The organism is Streptomyces sp. NPDC002790 (genome assembly GCF_040295505.1).
Lineage (GTDB): Bacteria > Actinomycetota > Actinomycetes > Streptomycetales > Streptomycetaceae > Streptomyces.
Window position 1 is genome coordinate 16,256 of record NZ_JBEOVM010000026.1, and the last position, 17,149, is coordinate 33,404.

General features: G+C 70.4%; 15 protein-coding genes. 8 read left to right on the forward strand and 7 right to left on the reverse strand.

Annotation, left to right across the window (positions count from 1 at the left end; translation table 11 throughout):
• Nucleotides 1–164: 164 nt before the first annotated feature.
• From ABT004_RS14940 to ABT004_RS14950, 3 genes are all read left to right on the forward strand, one after another.
• Nucleotides 165–1,877, forward strand: a complete 1,713-nt coding sequence (locus tag ABT004_RS14940; RefSeq protein ID WP_351336052.1) for a sigma-70 family RNA polymerase sigma factor — start codon at nt 165–167, stop codon at nt 1,875–1,877.
• A gap of 107 nt (nt 1,878–1,984) precedes the next feature.
• Nucleotides 1,985–3,325: an LAETG motif-containing sortase-dependent surface protein gene (locus tag ABT004_RS14945; RefSeq protein ID WP_351336055.1), complete on the forward strand. Its 1,341-nt coding sequence runs from the start codon at nt 1,985–1,987 to the stop codon at nt 3,323–3,325.
• A gap of 110 nt (nt 3,326–3,435) precedes the next feature.
• Nucleotides 3,436–5,586, forward strand: a complete 2,151-nt coding sequence (locus ABT004_RS14950; protein WP_351336057.1) for an ATP-binding protein — start codon at nt 3,436–3,438, stop codon at nt 5,584–5,586.
• A 97-nt stretch (nt 5,587–5,683) separates the two neighbouring features.
• Here ABT004_RS14950 and ABT004_RS14955 read toward each other — a convergent pair whose 3' ends face one another.
• Nucleotides 5,684–6,316 carry a hypothetical protein gene (locus ABT004_RS14955; protein ID WP_351336059.1) on the reverse strand — a complete coding sequence of 211 codons (633 nt, stop codon included), beginning with the start codon at nt 6,314–6,316 and terminating at the stop codon, nt 5,684–5,686.
• 285 nt (nt 6,317–6,601) lie between these two features.
• On the opposite strand from ABT004_RS14955, the gene ABT004_RS14960 reads away from it, so the two are divergent.
• Nucleotides 6,602–6,862, forward strand: coding sequence for a helix-turn-helix domain-containing protein (locus ABT004_RS14960; protein ID WP_351336061.1), 261 nt, complete (start codon nt 6,602–6,604; stop codon nt 6,860–6,862).
• A gap of 115 nt (nt 6,863–6,977) precedes the next feature.
• Here the strand turns inward: ABT004_RS14960 and ABT004_RS14965 are convergent, their stop codons facing one another.
• From ABT004_RS14965 to ABT004_RS14980, 4 genes are all read right to left on the reverse strand, one after another.
• Nucleotides 6,978–7,211, reverse strand: a complete 234-nt coding sequence (locus ABT004_RS14965; RefSeq protein ID WP_451187221.1) for a chaplin — start codon at nt 7,209–7,211, stop codon at nt 6,978–6,980.
• Between the two features lie 108 nt (nt 7,212–7,319).
• Nucleotides 7,320–9,374, reverse strand: a complete 2,055-nt coding sequence (locus tag ABT004_RS14970) for a phosphocholine-specific phospholipase C (protein ID WP_351336064.1) — start codon at nt 9,372–9,374, stop codon at nt 7,320–7,322.
• Nucleotides 9,375–9,662: 288 nt separating this feature from the next.
• A complete protein-coding gene (locus ABT004_RS14975) occupies nt 9,663–9,980 on the reverse strand; it encodes a winged helix-turn-helix domain-containing protein (protein WP_351336067.1) in 318 nt (105 codons plus the stop codon).
• Nucleotides 9,967–10,512 carry a hypothetical protein gene (locus ABT004_RS14980; RefSeq protein ID WP_351336070.1) on the reverse strand — a complete coding sequence of 182 codons (546 nt, stop codon included), beginning with the start codon at nt 10,510–10,512 and terminating at the stop codon, nt 9,967–9,969. The genes ABT004_RS14975 and ABT004_RS14980 overlap by 14 nt, the downstream gene beginning before the upstream one ends.
• Before the next feature lie 334 nt (nt 10,513–10,846).
• Here ABT004_RS14980 and ABT004_RS14985 point away from each other — a divergent pair, with 334 nt between their 5' ends.
• Complete coding sequence (locus tag ABT004_RS14985; protein ID WP_351336073.1) at nt 10,847–12,154, forward strand: ATP-binding cassette domain-containing protein; 1,308 nt, start codon at nt 10,847–10,849, stop codon at nt 12,152–12,154.
• A gap of 22 nt (nt 12,155–12,176) precedes the next feature.
• A complete protein-coding gene (locus ABT004_RS14990) occupies nt 12,177–12,563 on the forward strand; it encodes an ATP-binding cassette domain-containing protein (RefSeq protein WP_351336076.1) in 387 nt (128 codons plus the stop codon).
• A 7-nt stretch (nt 12,564–12,570) separates the two neighbouring features.
• On the opposite strand, the gene ABT004_RS14995 is transcribed toward ABT004_RS14990, so the two are convergent.
• A complete protein-coding gene (locus ABT004_RS14995) occupies nt 12,571–13,323 on the reverse strand; it encodes a TetR/AcrR family transcriptional regulator (RefSeq protein WP_351336078.1) in 753 nt (250 codons plus the stop codon).
• A 114-nt stretch (nt 13,324–13,437) separates the two neighbouring features.
• Between ABT004_RS14995 and ABT004_RS15000 the strand changes: the two genes are divergently transcribed.
• Both ABT004_RS15000 and ABT004_RS15005 read left to right on the forward strand, forming a co-directional pair.
• Nucleotides 13,438–14,298: an SDR family oxidoreductase gene (locus ABT004_RS15000; protein WP_351336081.1), complete on the forward strand. Its 861-nt coding sequence runs from the start codon at nt 13,438–13,440 to the stop codon at nt 14,296–14,298.
• Nucleotides 14,299–14,416: 118 nt separating this feature from the next.
• Nucleotides 14,417–15,895: a glycoside hydrolase family 43 protein gene (locus ABT004_RS15005; RefSeq protein WP_351336083.1), complete on the forward strand. Its 1,479-nt coding sequence runs from the start codon at nt 14,417–14,419 to the stop codon at nt 15,893–15,895.
• A gap of 37 nt (nt 15,896–15,932) precedes the next feature.
• Here ABT004_RS15005 and ABT004_RS15010 read toward each other — a convergent pair whose 3' ends face one another.
• Complete coding sequence (locus tag ABT004_RS15010) at nt 15,933–17,036, reverse strand: saccharopine dehydrogenase family protein (RefSeq protein WP_351336086.1); 1,104 nt, start codon at nt 17,034–17,036, stop codon at nt 15,933–15,935.
• Nucleotides 17,037–17,149 lie beyond the last annotated feature (113 nt).

Genomic DNA, 17,149 nt, shown 5'->3' on the forward strand with positions numbered 1-17,149 from the left:
CGACCAATCAAGTAGTAGGGCGATTTGAAGATCTGGAGTGGGCGGATATTACCGTGTGCGGTGCCCGTACCGTCGTCGCTCCGGGCTCCGCCGGGAGGGGCCGACGGGTCCGGTCGGGACGGCGGCGTCATCCCGTGAATCAGCGTCCTGGACAAGGTCTCCGCATGACTGGCATAGACAAGCGACACCGCCGCACCGACCCGACGGTGCCCGTCGACCCGCGTTCGGACGCGGAACTCGGGCGTGAGGTCAGGGGGACGGGGGACCCGGCGGCGCTCGCCGAGCTGTACGGACGCCACCACCCGGCCGTCCTCACCTATGCCCGGACCTTCGCCCGCGATCCGCACACCGCCGAGGACCTGGCCTCGGAGGCATTCGCCCGCGTCCTGCGCGCGGTGCGATCGGGCACCGGGCCGGAGGCGGCCTGGCGCCCGTACCTGCTCACCGTTGTGCGCAACACCGCAGGTGAATGGGCGGCCACGGCCCGGCGCACCGAACTGAGCGAGGACTTCGAGCAGTGGCTCGACTCGGGGGCGACAGCCGTCGGCGCGGGAACCTGGGGTGCGCAGGACGCCGGCGGCGACGAGCGGATGGTCGCGATGGAGGACCGGGACATGATCGTCCGCGGGTTCCGTGCCCTGCCGGAGCGCTGGCAGGCGGCCCTGTGGCACAGCGTCGTGGAGGGCGAGTCCGCCGAACGGATCGGCGTGCTGCTGGGGTTGAGCCCGAGCGGCGTCACCTCGCTCACCGCGCGGGCCCGCGAGGGGCTGCGCGAGGCGTACCTGGGCGCGCACGCCGAGAGCGGCAGCAGCAGCGAGGAGTGCCGACGTCACGGTTCGCTGCTCGCCGCGGCCGTCCGGCGTGGCGGCGCCCGGCGCGACCGGCGGCTGGGCCGGCATTTGCGGGACTGCGAGAACTGTCGGCGCGCGCTCACCGAACTCACCTATCTGGACGGCCGGTTGGGTGCCGTTCTGCCGGCCGGGCTGTTGCTCTGGGGCGGTCATGCCTACGTCACCGCCCAGCTCGGAGCGGCCGGCGGCGGCGCGGCGGCAGGTTCGGCGGCCGTGTCGGTGGCGGGCGGTGGCGGGGCGTCCGGGACCTCCGCCGCGGGTGCCGCGGGCGGAAAGGCGGCCCTGCTGGGCGCCGTCGCGGTCACCGTGTCCGGTCTGGTGGTCGGCGGCCTGCTCCTCCTGCCCGGCGGCGGGGAGGAGGAGTCCCCGACGGCCGACGCGTCCCGGCCCGCCGGCGCTGTCGCGCGCCCCACGAAGGCGGCGCCCCCGACGTCGCACAGCCCCCGGGCCAGTCGCAGCCCCAGCACGAGCCCCTCTGTCTCCGTGAGCGCCTCGCCGTCACCGCGGACATGGCTCCCGGCGGCCGAGGACCGCACCCGGCTCCGGCTGTCGTCCACCGGCCGGTGCATGGAGATCCCCGGCGGCAGCACGGCCGCCGGCGTGCAGGCGCGGGAGGCGCCCTGCGACGGCGCCCGCTACCAGGCGTGGGACCTGCTGCGGCCCAACGACGACGGGCGGGTGCAGATCCGCAACACCGGAACCGGCAAGTGCCTGGCCAACCAGGGCACCGAGACCGACGACGCCCCGGTCGTCCAGCGCGCCTGCTCCGCCGCCGACCCCCACCAGGTGTGGGGCCCGTGGCAGCCGGAGGGCTCCAGCGAGGTGCGGTTCCGACAGCAGGGCGACCGGATGTACCTGGGGCTGAACGACTGGAAGAACGCCGAGGACGGCGTGCAGCACACCACCGACATCGGCACCAACCACCACTACTACGCCTCCCCTTCGTTCGGCTTCCGTTACGACGGGGCGCTGTTCGACGGCCGTCTCGCCGGGCTTCCCGCGGACGGCACCGCCGCATCCGGCTGACGCCGTCACGAACGACTTGGTAAAAGATCGGCAAAGCCGCGGGACGTGGGTGCACGGGCACACTCCCTATCCCCGCAAACGTTCCACCGATCCCCCCAAGGACCCCCATGTACCAGCGCGCCCGCAAGAGAATCGCCACCGTCGCAGCCGCCTCCGCCGTGTTCGCCGGCGGCGCGACGATCACCACGGCCCACGCTGCCGACGAGACCCCGGCCAAGAACCGGGTCCTCGTGGTCGTGGTCGACTTCAAGGACGTCAAGCACTCCGACGCCGACGCGGTCAAGGAGAACGCCAGGAAGGAGTACTTCGGCGGCTCGCAGTCGATCGCCGGCTACTACTCCAAGGTCTCCCAGGGAGCCTTCACGTACGTACCGGCCGCCAAGGACGGGGTCGTCGGCCCGTACGAACTGGATCTGCCGCAGAACCCGTGCGACGCCGGAGCCGTGCGCACGGCGGCCGCGAAGGCCGCGGAGGCCGACGGCTACACGGCGGACGAGGACTACGACAGCATCTCCATCCTGCAGCCGAGCGCCGGAAGCGACTGCGGCTGGGCCGGACTCGGCTCCGTCCCCGGTCCGAACACCTGGATAATGGTCGGCGAGGACAGCAAGATCAGTAAGGGTGCCGCGGTCCACGAGTTCGGGCACAACCAGGGCTACAGCCACCACGAGCGCGACGAGTGCCCGGGCGGCGACCTCGACAGCTGCACCACCGCGGAGGGCTACAGCTCCAAGACCCCCATGGGCGGCGGCGGCCCCGGCGTCGGCTTCGCCGCTCCCGAACTGATCAGCAAGGGCTGGCTGCCCGGCGGCCAGGCCGTCACCGTGAAGAAGTCCGCCACCTTCACCCTCAACTCCCTCTACGGCGGCAAGACCGGCGGCGCCCGGGCCCTGGACATACCGCTCGGCAACGACCGGCTGGTCGTGGAGTACCGCCACGAGGACCCGACGAACAAGGACGACGAGGACGGCAACCTCGACGCCGCTCTCGAAGGCGTGTACGCCTACCTCGCGCCCGAGGGCGACTACAACAAGTCTCGCCTCCTCGACCCGACTCCCGGTGAGGGCAAGGGCAAGGAGGACGCCGTCAGCACGCTGACCGACAAGAAGAACAACGTCGAGATCGAGGTCGGCCGGTCCGGTGGCGGATCGGCCACCGTGTCGGTCGGCCTCGACGGCGTCCCCGCTCCCGACGCGGCCGGTGGCGCCAAGCAGGGCAACACCGCCGCGCCCGCCCCGCAGACCCAGGGTGAGGAGGGCGCTCCCGTCTCCGAAAAGGGCTCCGACGTCGGCACGCCCGCTGCGTCGCGGCAGGCGAAGGACAAGGACCTGGCGGAGACCGGCGGCAGCTCCACCACCCCGCTGATCGCCGGAATCGGCGCCGCGCTGGCCTGCGTCGGCGGCGTGTTCCTTTACACGGTGCGCCGCCGCGGACGCCGTAGCGCGTAGTCACCAGTCGCCGTCCGGCTTCGGCCGGTCGAGATGCGGACCTGCCGCCTGCCCCTGTGGGCCGACGACTTCGGCGTCGGCCCCACAGGCTGCGAGCACGGTCCGGATCAGTGGCGACGGGCGACTGGTGGGTCGACCCCGATCGGCAGGTTTCCATCAAGTCGGTCACGGGGCTCGCGACGTTCGAGCAGACTCGGTCCGTGCTGACGAATCTCCCGAACGAGACGACACAGTTTGTAGGCCGGACCGATGAGCTCGCCGAGCTCGCGGCGGCCCTTGAGGAACCCGGCCTGGTGACGGTCGTTGGCGGGGCAGGCATGGGCAAGTCACGGCTGGCGCTGCGGACCGTGCGCAGCCGCGACTGGGCAGGATTCACCGCTGTGTGCTGGACGGATCTATGGCCTTTGCTCGGGGACGAGCTGCTGACCGCCTCCGTCGCGGACGCGCTGAACCTCTCGGACCACACGTCGCGCACTCTGGCGGAGGTCGTGCGCCACTGGATCGCGGACCAGCGCGTGCTGTTGGTCCTGGACTCCTGTGAGCATCTCGTCGAAGCGACCCGGGACCTCGTGGCGAGCCTCCTGAGCGCTTGCCCTCGTCTCACGGTGCTCGTCACGAGCAGGGAGCCCCTGGACGTGGAGGGCGAGAGAGTGGTCGGCCTGGGGCCGCTCGACCCGGCGACCGAAGCTCTCGCACTCTTCGAGTCGCGAGCCGCCACCGTGGGCCGCCCGCTGCGAGACATGACGGACCGCCTTCTGGTGGAGCGCTTGTGCGCCCATTTGGAAGGTGTACCGCTGGCCCTGGAGTTGGCCGCCGGCTTGCTGCACAGCCGGACTCTTGAGGAGACTTGGGAGTTGGCCGAGGCCGGGCTGGACGCCTTGGAGCAGCCGGGCCTGCGTCCGTCCCGGCACAGCGCACTGCGCACGGCCGTGGGGTGGAGCCACGAACTGTGCCGGCCCGCCGAACGCCTCTTGTGGGCGCGGCTCTCGGTGTTCCCGGGGGCGTTCGACGCCGAGCTCGCAGGGACCGTGTGCGTCGGCGGGCCGCTGACAGCACAGGTGTTGAGTGACGCGCTGGCCGGGCTCGTGCGCAAGTCCGTGGTCACAGCGGTCGACGGCAGGTATCGCATGCTGGACTCCGTGCGTGCCTACGGCCGCATGTGGCTCCGTGAACTGGGCGAAGAGACAACCGTGGCCGCAGGACACGCGGCGATACTGCTGGAGACGACCGCTCGCGCGAGGGGCGAATGGATGGGCTCGGCACAACAGTACTGGTATGCCCGTATGCGGGATCTCTACCGCGATGTCTGTGCCGCAATGGAGTTCCTGCTGCGTTCCCACAGTACGGAGGCGCTTGAACTCCTGGGCAACGTCGCCTTCTTCTGGGTCTGCTCGGGCCACCTGCATGACGTGGCGCACTTCGCACAGCTCAGCCTCCCCCTCACGTCGGACTCGGACCCGCGGCGGGCACGTGGGCTGTGGTCCTTGGGCCTGGCCCGGATTCTGCAGGGTCAGCATGCGCAAGGGCGTCGTCTCGCGGGCGAGAGCCTGCAGGCCGCCTTCGGCGCCGGTGATGCAGAAGGCGTACGACAGGCCGCCTATCTCGAAGGGCTGGTCGCCCTCCTGGACGGTGCGCCGATCGAGGCCCTCGACCGGGCCGATGAGGCCCTGCGCAGGCAAGTGCCCATGCCGCGCGACGCCGACGGAGGGGCGACGGACAGGCCGGCAGCTCCCCTCACGGTCGGCGAGAATCTGTGCCGGCTTGTTCGCGTTTTTGCCCTCACAGGAGCCAGGCGCTTCAACGAGGCACGCCAAGAAGCAGAGGCCCTGCGCCACTTCTGCGTGCGGTCGCGGGAGTACTGGACCCGCTCCTATCTGGACTACCAGCTGGCCCTGATCGCCTTGTTCGAGGGGCGGCCCGATGAGGCGGGGGCTCATGCACGCGACATGCTGGATGCGAAGCGGCGCATCGGGGACCAGTTCGGTATCGCGATGGGCCTCGACCTGTTGGCCGCGAGTTGGTCTGCGCAGGGCGACCCCGGTCGGGCCGTTTCGGCGATCGGTGCGAGCAACCAGTTCTGGAACGCGGTCGGTCTGCTCCGGCGCGGAACCCCCGATGCCTTGCCGCTGTGCGAAAGCACCCGGGCTCAGGCCAGGGAGCTCCTGGGGGACGCGGAGTATGGCGAACGACTGCGCCGTGCCCGGTCCATCGCGCCGGAAGCCCTGCTGCACACCGTTCTCGAACAAGGCAGGACACGGTGAAGACGCGTCAGGGCGTTCGTACACCGTGATGGCGCGCATCTCAGCCGGCTCGACGCGGCCTCACCACCGACCCTCCGCGCGGTGAGTTCCTGGACAGCTAGGGCGTGTTTCGGAAGTCCCGCCATCCGTGCGCGTTGTGCGGCCAGCTCCCCTCGGTCGTGGAGTCGGTCTGCTCGTCGGACACCTTGTCGGCCACGGAGATTCCGCCGTCCTTCTGGACGCCGGTACGCATCTCTGAAGTCCCGTCGCCCATGGACTGCACGATCAGGAGCTCTGCCCTGCCGTCGTGGTCCTGGTCGGATGCACGGACACCGTCGACGAACGTCTTGCTGCCGATGCGGATGTTCCCGGTCCGCTCACTGGTCAGGTCGCGGGCGAGCGGCCCGTAGTGGACCTCGTGAACGAGCATGGCTTCCCGAGGCGAATCGCCTATTCCGTCCTGGCTGTAGAAGACGGCGAGGTCGACATACCCGTCGCCGTCGAAGTCGCCGACGCTGCCCCGCGTCGTCATGTCCTCGAGGATGGCCCCGCGCAGCTTCGCCCAGGTGCCGCGGACGTCGCCGACGTCGGCCTTGTCGCCGTCGCTGAACACCACGGAGCTGACACCGTCGTGATCCGGATCGTTGATCGCCCCCGCGAGCACCAGAACGACCGCGAGCGCTCGGACGAGGCCGCGGTGGCGCGAGCCCTGCCGGAGCAGTGAGGCGAACACGTTTCCTGGAGCCGGCATGCCCGGACCCTAGCGGTGGCGGTCCCGCGTCTGGCAGGGGGTGTTTCCAACGATGCCGCCAGCAGTGATACAGATCACATGAAATAACTGCCGCGACCCGCGTAATGCAGCGCCACATGGGTGGTCTCACGCCACAAGGGCCACACCCGCCCTTGTAGCCCAGACGTCCCATCGGAGCCCCCTCATGTACATCACACTGGAGCTGTCCACCAGTGCCCGCACCGTCACCATGGACGGTCGACCGCCCTTCACTCGCACCCACACGGCGATCTACGGAGGGGCGGTATGAATGCGGCGCGCACCTACGTCCTGGGGCAGCGCCTGCGGCAGATCCGTCAGGAACAAGGAGTGCCGCTGGGGCAGGCGGCCGCGACGGCGGGGATCTCCCGGTTGTGGGCGGCCCAGATAGAGGGTGGCGAGATACTCGACCTGGAGACGATGGAGCTCTACGCGGAGGGTCTGGGCGCCCGGGTCACCGTCACCGTCGACTATGAGCCGAAGGCTGTACGGTCCACCGGGTTGTACGCGATGCCGACGCAGCGGTGAGGGCGACGCAGCGGTGAGGGCGGCCGGTGCGTTACGACGTGGAACATCCCGCGCCGACTCTCCGGAATGAAGCTGCCGGGGCCGGCGCGGGATGTTCACCGCACGGGGGTGTGCGTCAGCGGCAGTAGTTGCCGAACGCCGGGTTGAGCAGGCCGACGAGGTTGACGCTGTTGCCACAGGCGTTGACCGGGACGTGGACAGGGATCTGGGTCACGTTGCCGGAGACCACACCCGGCGAGTTCTGAGCCACGCCAAACGGGTCGGTGTCGGCGGAGGCCATGCCGGCGGTTCCGAGGACGGCGACACCGGCCGCGGCTGCCGCGAGACCCAGCTTGATCATGGGCTTCATGAAGACTCCTTGAGGTCGACGAAGGAATGACGGGTTCACATCCCGTCGTCATCCAGACACTCACAGTTTCCGCCGGTTCGCCTCTCGGCGGGGTCCGACCCCCTCGGCTCAGGCGGTCGCGATACCCGGGTCGCTGACTCCCGGCGCCCCGTTCTCCACGTGCCCTGCCAGCCGGCGCAGATACCCGGTGACACCCTCCGCGGCCACCGTCAGGTCGTACCAGCGACGGGTCCCCTTGAGGTCGACGGTGTGCCGGGCCGTGCTGACCGCGGGCACGGTGTACGTCTGCGCGGCACCGCCGTACCCGTTGGTGACGGTGAGTCGGACGGCCGCCGACGTCGGGTTCAGCAGGGTGAGTTGGAGGTTGCCGGTGCTCGCGTCGTGGCGCGCGGTCACCTCGGGGCCCGCGGTCTTGTTGTCGCCCTGGAAGGAACGCAGGAAACCGTTCGGGCCGTGCACGGTCAGGTCGTAACGGCCCTTGGAGTACTGCGAGTTCCAGCTGTCCGCGATCGACTTCCCGGCCTCTGCCGTGTACGTCCAGGGGCCGTCGCCGCGGCTGAGCGAGCGGACCTGGAAGGCGGCTCCGGCCTGCTCGCCGCCGCTGAAGGTGAGCCGGTACTTGCCGGTCGCGAGGTCGGCCACGCCGTCGACGTACGGGGCGTAGGCGAGCGGGCGGCTGGGGCGGGAGCCGGCCTCCTGGCGGGGCAACTCGCCCTGTGCGGGCGGCTTCGGGACGTAGCTGGGGTGACGGTCGCGGTCCGGCGGCGCGTAGCCGGAGGTGTCGGGCAGCTCGGCCGGGTCGGTCACCTTGAGGGAGAAGTCGAAGGCCGAGGTGAGGTCGCCGCAGATGGCGCGGCGCCACGGCGAGATGTTGGTCTCCTCCACCCCGAACCGCTGCTCCATGAACCGCAGGATCGAGGTGTGGTCGAAGGTCTCCGAGCACACGTAGCCGCCGGTGGACCAGGGCGACACGACGACCATGGGGACGCGCTGGCCGAGCCCATAGGGGCCGGCGGCGCGCGTTCCACCGGGGTAGTAGTCGAGCTTGGTGTCGACGGTGGACAGGCCCTGGTCCGCGGACGCCGGCGGGTAGGGCGGCACGACGTGGTCGAAGTAGCCGTCGTTCTCGTCGTAGGTGACGAACAGCGCGGTCTTGCTCCACACGTCGGGGTTCGAGGTGAGGGCGTCGAGGACCTGGGAGATGTACCAGGCGCCGTAGTTCGCGGGCCAGTTGGGGTGCTCGGAGAACGCCTCGGGTGCGGCGATCCAGGAGATCTGCGGGAGCTTGCCGGCCTTCACGTCGGCCTTGAGGACGTCGAAGTAGCCGTCGCCCTCCTTGGCGTTGGTGCCGGTGCGCGCCTTGTCGAAGAGCGGGTCACCGGGCTTGGCGTTGCGGAAGTTGTTGAAGTAGAGGAGCGAGTTGTCGCCGTAATTGCCGCGGTAGGCGTCGTCGATCCAGCCCCAGCCGCCGCCGGCGTCGAGGCCGTCGCCGATGTCCTGGTAGATCTTCCAGGAGACGCCCGCCTTCTCCAGGCGCTCGGCGTACGTCGTCCAGCCGTAGCCCGCCTCCTCGTTGCCGAGGACGGGGCCGCCGCCGGTGCCGTCGTTGCCGACGTAACCGCTCAGCATGTAGTAGCGGTTGGGGTCGGTCGCGCCCATGAACGAGCAGTGGTAGTCGTCGCAGACGGTGAACCGGTCGGCGAGGGCGTGGTGGAAGGGGATGTCGTCCCGGTTCAGGTACGCCATCGTGCCCGTGCTCTTGGCGGCGATCCAGTTGTCGTACCTGCCGGCGGCGAAGGCGCTGTGGCCGCCGGCCCAGTCGTGGTCGAGGCCCGCGATGAACTTCATGCCGAGGTCGTCGGCGTCCGGGTGGTAGGGCAGGGTCTCCTTGCCGGCGCTGGACTGGTGCCAGACCGGCTTGCCGCTGGGCAGGGTGACCGGGCGCGGGTCACCGAAGCCGCGGACGCCCTTCAGAGTGCCGAAGTAGTGGTCGAAGGACCGGTTCTCCTGCATGAGCACCACGATGTGCTCGATGTCCCGGACGGTGCCGCTGCGGCGGGCAGCGGGGATGGCGGCCGCGCGGTCGATGGAGCCGTTCAGCGCCGTGACGGCGGCGGTGGCTCCGGCTATCTGCAGGAAGCGGCGCCGGTTGAATGCGGTCATGGGTGGGGGGTTCTCCTGTTCTGCGGTGGTGACAAGTCGGGCCGTCGTGCGAGAAGCAGGGGAAGGACATCACCGATGTCGTCGGCGCCGACCGGCAGTTCAAGAGACGCCCACGTCAAGCCGTCCGACAGGCCCTGCGCGCAGTCCGGCATGTGCTCGTCCTTCGGCGAGAGAGAGCAGGTCGAGATCGTTCTTACGCGAATCGACAGACATGATCAAGGTGCTGCGCCAACACGACGAGGCGGGAAACCGTCGCGGAGTTGAACAGGCTCCTGCCGCCGAGGCGCCTCAGGTGTCGGTCTCGTCGGCGCGGCGACGCGAGGCGTCGACGACCTGCTGCAGGGCGGCGACATGGGTCTCCAGGGCGCCGCGGCCCGCGTCGCTCAAACTCACCCAGGTTCGCGGCCGCTTGCCGACGTAGCCCTTCTTGACGTCGACGTACCCCTTCGCCTCCAACGTGCTGACCTGCTTGGACAGGGCGGACGCCGAGACGCCGGCCTCCTCGCGGAGCCAGCCGAACTCGGCCCAGTCCACGCCCGCCAGCAGCGACACGATCGTCAGCCGCGTCGGGTCGAGGAGGACGGCGTCGTACTCAAATGTGGCCATTGAGGGCGCTTCCCGCGGTGTGCCGCTCGCGCGTCGCCGTCGACGCCAGTGCGCGCTGCATCCGTCCACCGAAGAAGATCAGCGCGCCGCCCAGCACCACGCCGAGCGCCGTCCGCCAGTACGGGACGTGCACGCCGAGGTCCGGCTGGAGCAGGGCGACCGCGATGCCGAGCGCGAGGGCCGCGAGGAGCACCACCCGCGAGATCAGGGCGAAGCGGCCGGAGATCTCACTCCGGCGCAGCCGCGCACGCTGTCCGAGCAGCGCCGAGCCGCGGCGGGTGTTGAGCAGGACGTAATAGGCGATGGCCAGCGCCGAGAAGGCGGGCGTGGTCCAGCCGGCCACATCGGAACCGAAGAAGTCGGGGGCGGCGAGCACCGCGAAGGTCAGGACGCCGAACACCATGTCCACCCAGCGTGCCGTGCCGGTGCCGTCGTGGGCCTGGGCGCGGCGTTGCTCGATGCCGTGCAGCGCCTGGGCCGCCTTGGCGGCCTCGTCGGGTGCGGGCTCATGGGACTTGTGAGGCTCGGACATGGGGACCTCCATCGATGTGCGCCAACAGAACTTGTTTCCTGAGAGGAAAGTAGTTTCTCGGGCGTCGGTCGTCAAGCGATGGGCGCTCACCCCTGCGGGCCTCGTTCGTCCCTGACGTTTCGCATTTCGGCGAACCGGCCATGCCGGCCCGTACGCGAGCCGCACCGTAGCGGCAGGTGCACACCTGTCCGGTTCGCTGACCGAGGAGGTCGCGTGCGACGTCAAGCGAGTACGACATGGGCTGGAGCAAGCACGAGTACGCCCGCCTCGACCTCACTCTGTGGGGTGCGCTGAAGTCCCTGCCCCGCCTGGAGGGACACACCATCACCCTTGCGTGGGGCAGGGCATCGCGGCCACGCTGAAGCTGCTCGCGGTCAACGCCGCCCTGCACGCGGTGCTCGCGGCGGGTGCCGATGTGCGCGGCCTGCGCGCCACACTGCCCGCGGGGGCCCTGCTCGTGGCCGTCAGCAGCGTCAACGCCGTCCTGGCATCGTGGTCGACCTCGGTCGCGGGAAGCCTGGAGCCCAAGGTCGAACGGGCCGCGGCGGAGCAGTACTTGGCGGGCCGCGAGCGCGTCGAGATGGCGGCGATCGAGGACGGCGCGTTCCGTGAGTTGATCGACCGGGCGCAGTACGGGGCCAACGAGGCGCGGCACATGATCGGTTCCAGTGTCGCTGCGATCAACAGTGTGTTCTCGCTGATCGCCTCCGGCGGGGTACTGCTCGCGCTCAACCCGGTGCTGCTGCCGATGCTGGTGCTGATCGTGGCGCCGCGGGGCTGGGGCGTGATGCGGGTGGCCCAGCAGCGGTACCTCTCGACCATGACCTGGATCGAGCACCTGCGGGCGAGCCGCGTGCTGTCCAGCCTCCTCACCTCGGTCACGGCCGCGTTGGAGGTGCGCGTCCATGGCGTGGGCGGCTTCCTGCTGCGGCCCTTCCACCGGATGTCGCACACCGCCGAGTCCGAGCAGGAGCGTCTGGCCAAGGACAAGGCCCGTACCGAACTGGCCGCCTCCGCCCTCCAGGGGGTCGGCTATCTGCTGACCTTTCTGCTGATGATCGGCCTGTGCCTGTCGGGGCGTATGAGCGTGGCCGCCTTCGGCACCGCCGCCATGGCGCTCAACTCGGGCTCCGCCGGGATCGGCGCCCTGGTCAACACCATGAGCCAACTCCACGAGCAGTCCCTGTACGTCCACGACCTGGCCGACTTCCTCGTGAAGGCCGGCGACTGGGCCATCCCGGACGGCGGCCTCCCCCTCCCCGACCGGCCCCGGTCCATCCGCCTGGACGGGGTCGGCTTCCGCTATCCCGGCCGCGACGAGCCGGCGCTCTCGGATGTCCCCTTCACCATCCCCCTGGGCAGCGTCATCGCGCTGGTCGGACCCAACGGCTCCGGAAAGTCGACCCTGGTCCGCCTTGTTGTGCGGACTTCATCTGCCCGGGGAGGGGCGCATCCACTGGGACGACATCGATATCGCCGAAGCCGACCGGGCGCAGCTGTTCGCCCACGTCAGCCTGCTCACGCAGAGCTCCGAACGCTGGCCGTTCACGGCCGCGGCGAACATTCGCATCGGCCAGCCAGACCGCGAAACCCTCGACGACGAGCTGCACACCTCGGCCTAGTACGCGGGCGCGGACCGTGACATCGCGGCGCTCCCCCGCGGCATGAACACGCTGCTGGGCAAGGAGTTCCGTGGCGGAAGCGATCTCTCCGGCGGCCAGTGGCAGAAGACCGGTCTGGCTCGCGCGCACTCCCGGGACGCCTGCATGATCATCGTGGACGAGCCGACGTCGGCGCTCGACCCGGACGCCGAGCAGCGTGCCTTCGACCAGATCCTCGGGCTCGCGGGACCGGACCGCATCATCGTCCTGGTCACGCACCGGATGGCCGCGGTCCGGCATGCCGACCGCATCTTCGTCCTGCACGAGGGCCGCCTGATCGAGCAGGGCAGTCACGCCGAACCGTTCGCCGCCGAGCCCATGAGCCGCTATGCACGGATGTACCGGCTCCAGGCGGAACAGTACGAACACCTCCCCCACCGCCCCGGCTGACGTCGAGTCAGGCCCGGTCCGTACCGCCATCCGCCGCCAGGCGCGTGAGCCACTCACGCAGCAGGCTCTGCTCGGCCTCGCTGAGGACATCCACCTTGCCGGTGCCGGTGCCGGTGTCCCTATCGGGCAGCGCGGCGCGCAGGGCTCGGGCGGCCGGGGCAGGGCCGGACTCCGCGGCGGAGAAGACGGGTTCGGCGCGGGTGACGGCAGCGATCATGGATTCGCGCAGGACGGTCAGCAGCGCCGGGTCGCGGCGTTCCGCCGGGGTGGCCTGCCAGGTGATGACGGCGCCCTGACCGGTGGCCTGGATGATCTGCGCCGCCAGCTCCTCGTCGACCCGCAGCCATCCCGCGGCGGCGAGCCTGCGGACCCGGCCGTGGAGGATCTCCAGGCCCGCGTGGTGCGCCACGTCCGCCTCCCGGCCGGTGGACCTGTTCATCACCGCGTACAGCTCGGGGCGCGAGACCCCGAACTCCACGACCATGTCCCAGCCGCGTCGCAACTCCTCCACCGGATCCTGCGGCGCGGGGTCGAGGTGTGCGCGCTTGCTCTCCAGGAACTGGTCGTAGCCGTGCTCGGCGACCGCTTCCAGGAGTCCGTCCTTGTCCCCGAAGAGCCGGTAGATCGCCGGCGGCTGCATCCCGGCCGCGGCGGCGACCGCGCGGGTGCTCACCGCGTCCGGCCCTCCGCGCTCCAGCAGCTCGACGGCCGCTTCGACGATGCGGGTGCGGGGGCTATCTGCGGTGTCACGAGGAGGCATATATCAACGATATCGACTTTTTGCTTCCATCGCTATTTCCAGTGTTACCGTGGCAGTGATTCCACCGGAAACGCCATCGGAAGCATCACCGGCAACAACATTTGGGAGACCCCTGTGATCATCGTGACCGGAGCCACCGGAAAGCTCGGCCGCCGCATCGTCGAGCGCCTCCTGGACCGCGTCCCCGCCGAGCGCGTCGGCGTCAGCGTCCGCGACCCCCGCAAGGCCCAGGACTTCGCCGACCGCGACGTCCGCGTGCGACAGGGCAGCTTCGACGACCCCGGCTCCCTCGTGCACGCCTTCGAAGGCGCCGAGCAGCTGCTTCTCGTCTCCCTCGACCGCATCGGCGAGGAGTGCGTCGCAGGCCACCGCACCGCCATCGACGCCGCCGTGAAGGCCGGCGTCGGCCGCATCCTCTACACCAGCCAGATGGGCGCCGCCCACGACTCGCTCTTCCAGTCGTGCCGCGACCACGCGAGGACCGAGGACCTGCTGCGCGCCACCGGCCTGCCCTGGACCTCGCTGCGCAACGGCTTCTACGCCGCCAGCGCCCTGCAATTCCTGGAGCCCGCCCGCCACAGCGGCGACGTAGCGCTGCCCGCGGACGGCCCCGTCGCGTGGACCGGCCACGACGACCTCGCCGAGGCCACCGCCGCGATCCTCACCGACGAGGGCCGCTTCGAGGGGCCCACCCCGCCGCTCACCGGTCCGGCGGCGCTCGACTTCGACGCTGTCGCCGGGCTCGCGTCCCGGGCCGCCGGACGCCCCTTCACGCGCACCGTCGTCCCGGACGACACCTTCCGTGAGCAGTCCCTGGCGCACGGCGCGCCCGCTCCGATGGTCGACCTGATGCTGAGCATCTTCGCGGCGGCGCGGGGCGGCGAGTTCAGCGCCGTCGACCCGACGCTCCCCGAGCTGCTCGGCCGTCGGCCCGCGGACTTCCGCACCCTGCTGGACGGTGCCTGGGCCGAATAGAACCGCGGGAGTGCAACGGCGACCCGAGCGCGCACAACGCGGCATCACTCAATCAACATAAGTAAAATGCGCACCAGTTGAGAGCCCTCGGGACCGACACCGATATAAGGAGTCGTTCATGCGCGCACGACACCGTGCCGCTCTGGTCGCCACTCTGGCCGCCGCGTTGATCGCCCTGCTCGCCGGCCTGGTCAGCGCGACACAGGCCACCGCGGAGAAGTCCGCACCGGCCTCCGCGCAGAAGCCGGCGCAGGCCGCGGCCGCATCGAGCACCTTCCGCAATCCGCTCAACACCGGCCCGGACCCGTTCCTTTCCTACGCGAACGGGGCCTACCACCTCACCACCACCCAGGGCGGCGGCATCAAGATGTGGAGCTCGCCCTCCCTGGCCACGCTGCTCGACGCCGACCCGAAGACGGTGTGGACGGACACCGACACCTCGCGGAGCCAGCACATCTGGGCGCCGGAGTTCTACCGCTCCGGCGAGCGCTGGTACATGTACTACACGGCCGACGACGGCACGGACGAGCACCACCGCCTCTACGTCCTGGAGTCGGCGGGTGACGATCCCACGGGCCCGTACCACTTCAAGGCGAAGCTCACCCCGCCCAACCACAAAGACGACTTCGCGATCGACCCGGGCATCCTCCAGCGCGACGGCAAGCTCTATCTCGCGTACAGCGGCATCAACCAGTACCAGCACAACGGCCTCAACATCGCGCCGATGTCGAACCCGTACACCGTCTCGGGCGACGCGGTCGCCATCGACGGCGCGGGCGGCTGCCCGGAGGTCCGCGAGGGCCCGGAGTTCCTCAACCGCAACGGCCGTACGTGGATGACGTATTCGACCTGCGACACGGGCAAGCCCGACTACCAGGTATGGATGATGTCCCTTGCGGACGGCGCCGATCCGCTGGTTCCCGGCAACTGGAAGCAGCACGACGGGCCGGTCTTCAAGCGCGCCGACGACCGCGGTGTGTTCGGCCCCGGCCACCACGCCTTCTTCAAGTCCCCCGACGGCAAGGAGGACTGGCTGATCTACCACGCCAAGACCACGTCGACGAACACCTACAGCAACCGCACGACCCGCGCCCAGAAGATCAGTTGGAACGCGGACGGCAGCCCGAACCTCGGCACACCACTCGCCCTCGGCGCCACCCAGGACCTGCCCTCCGGCGACCCCGGTTCGGGCAACCACTGGATCAACGACGACAGCCGCTCCAGCGGATCCGGCTCCGTCAAGTACACCGGCACGTGGAACTCCGGTGCGGGCTGCGCGGCGCAGTGCTTCTGGGGCGACGACCACTGGAGCGACAAGGCGGGCAACACCGCGACGTACTCCTTCACCGGCACCCGGATCGCCCTGCTGTCCGTGCAGGACACGGGCAACGGCATCGCCGCGATCAGCGTCGACGGCGGCCCCGAGCAGCGCGTCGACTTCTACGGCGCCATCCGCACCGGCGAAACCCTCCAGTACCTCAGCCCCCGCCTCGCGAACGGCCCGCACACACTCCGGGTCCGGGTGACCGGCGACCGGAGCGCGTCCTCTTCGGGCTCGTTCGTGAGCGTGGACCGGGCGGAGGTCTATACGGACTGAGGCCCGGCCTTCGGGACAAGCGCCTACCCCGCGGTCCTCACGCCTCGTCCCGGCCGAGGAAGAAGTTCCCTCCGGCGGCGGCCGCAAGGTCGGGGCCGAGGGCGGCCGCCGGGGTGTGGGCGCCGGGCACGCCTTCGCCGCGGGCGAGCCGCGCGGCCGCTTCGGCGGCGACTGCGGCCGTGTAGTCCATGGCATCGTCGGCGCGCAGCCAGCCTTCGCGGCGGGTGCCGTCGGACCAGTCGACGACCGCGTGCCCCCAGGAGTGCCGCCGGGGACGGGGCGCCGCCTTGATCCTCATGCCTGCCATGCGTTGGACCGCGAAGCGCCGCACGGCCGGGATGGACAGCAGCCTTCCAGCCAGGGGCAGCACGGCCCGCGCGACGGGTGACGTCGGGGCCAGGGCCGTGGTGACGGTGACGTCGGGCGCCCCACTGGATCGGTACGCGGCCAGCAGCTCTCCCGAGGGGGCACCCGCGGACTTGACGGACTCCCCGTCGGGTGGCACAAGCACCTGTGGCGCCGCGCCCAGCCTCGTCCCGACCATGCGGCCACGGCTGTACGCCCGCCCGCCGGTCGTCAGGGCGTCGACGATCGAGGCCGCGAAGGCGGCGCCGACGACACCTCCGTCGAGGGCCACGGAGCCCAGCGCGTCGACCCGTACGCGATCCGGGGTGGGACGTCCCTCGCACAGTTTCACCACGACGGCCTCGGTCGCCAGGACGCCGAACCCGGCGCCCGTGATCAGCGTGCTGCCGGCTTCCACGGCGTCCTGGTGCAGGCCGAACAGCCGGGGCAGCGAGGTCAGGTCCGCCGCGAGGTCCAGATAGTGCCCACCGGGCAGGCAGGCACGAGCCACCGTGGTCGCCGTGTCGGCGTAGTCGCCGATGGTGTTGACGACGACGGAGGGCCGCCGCCGGGTGATCTCGGCGGCGATGCTGTCGGCACCGTCGGCGACGACCGTCCTCGCGTCGTGGTCGGCGGCGGCCTCGCGCAGCCGGTCGCCGTCACGCCCGACCAGCACCGGGTCGATCCCTTGCGCGACGAGACGCGCGGTGACGTCGCGTCCGATTCGGCCGGTGGCCCCCAGGATCCAGACCTCACCGGGGCCTTCGTGGCTCGCGTGGATCGTGGTGTCGGCCATGGGAGAACTCCTCTTCACGGCGGGGCCGGCCGGCGCGCTCGGGAAGTGGCACGCCCGGACCGACCGATGTCTCACTGTGTCATCACCGACTCTAGCACCGACGACACAGTGAG

Bases quoted from the DNA above. Each gene is read 5' to 3' on its own strand.
- ABT004_RS15005 (WP_351336083.1), top strand. From the start codon at position 14,417: ATGCGCGCACGACACCGTGCCGCTCTGGTCGCCACTCTGGCCGCCGCG.
- ABT004_RS14970 (WP_351336064.1), bottom strand. From the start codon at position 9,374: ATGACCGCATTCAACCGGCGCCGCTTCCTGCAGATAGCCGGAGCCACC.
- ABT004_RS14940 (WP_351336052.1), top strand. From the start codon at position 165: ATGACTGGCATAGACAAGCGACACCGCCGCACCGACCCGACGGTGCCC.
- ABT004_RS14980 (WP_351336070.1), bottom strand. From the start codon at position 10,512: ATGTCCGAGCCTCACAAGTCCCATGAGCCCGCACCCGACGAGGCCGCC.
- ABT004_RS14965 (WP_451187221.1), bottom strand. From the start codon at position 7,211: ATGAAGCCCATGATCAAGCTGGGTCTCGCGGCAGCCGCGGCCGGTGTC.
- ABT004_RS15010 (WP_351336086.1), bottom strand. From the start codon at position 17,036: ATGGCCGACACCACGATCCACGCGAGCCACGAAGGCCCCGGTGAGGTC.
- ABT004_RS14960 (WP_351336061.1), top strand. From the start codon at position 6,602: ATGAATGCGGCGCGCACCTACGTCCTGGGGCAGCGCCTGCGGCAGATC.
- ABT004_RS14995 (WP_351336078.1), bottom strand. From the start codon at position 13,323: ATGCCTCCTCGTGACACCGCAGATAGCCCCCGCACCCGCATCGTCGAA.
- ABT004_RS14955 (WP_351336059.1), bottom strand. From the start codon at position 6,316: ATGCCGGCTCCAGGAAACGTGTTCGCCTCACTGCTCCGGCAGGGCTCG.
- ABT004_RS14975 (WP_351336067.1), bottom strand. From the start codon at position 9,980: ATGGCCACATTTGAGTACGACGCCGTCCTCCTCGACCCGACGCGGCTG.
- ABT004_RS14990 (WP_351336076.1), top strand. From the start codon at position 12,177: ATGAACACGCTGCTGGGCAAGGAGTTCCGTGGCGGAAGCGATCTCTCC.
- ABT004_RS14945 (WP_351336055.1), top strand. From the start codon at position 1,985: ATGTACCAGCGCGCCCGCAAGAGAATCGCCACCGTCGCAGCCGCCTCC.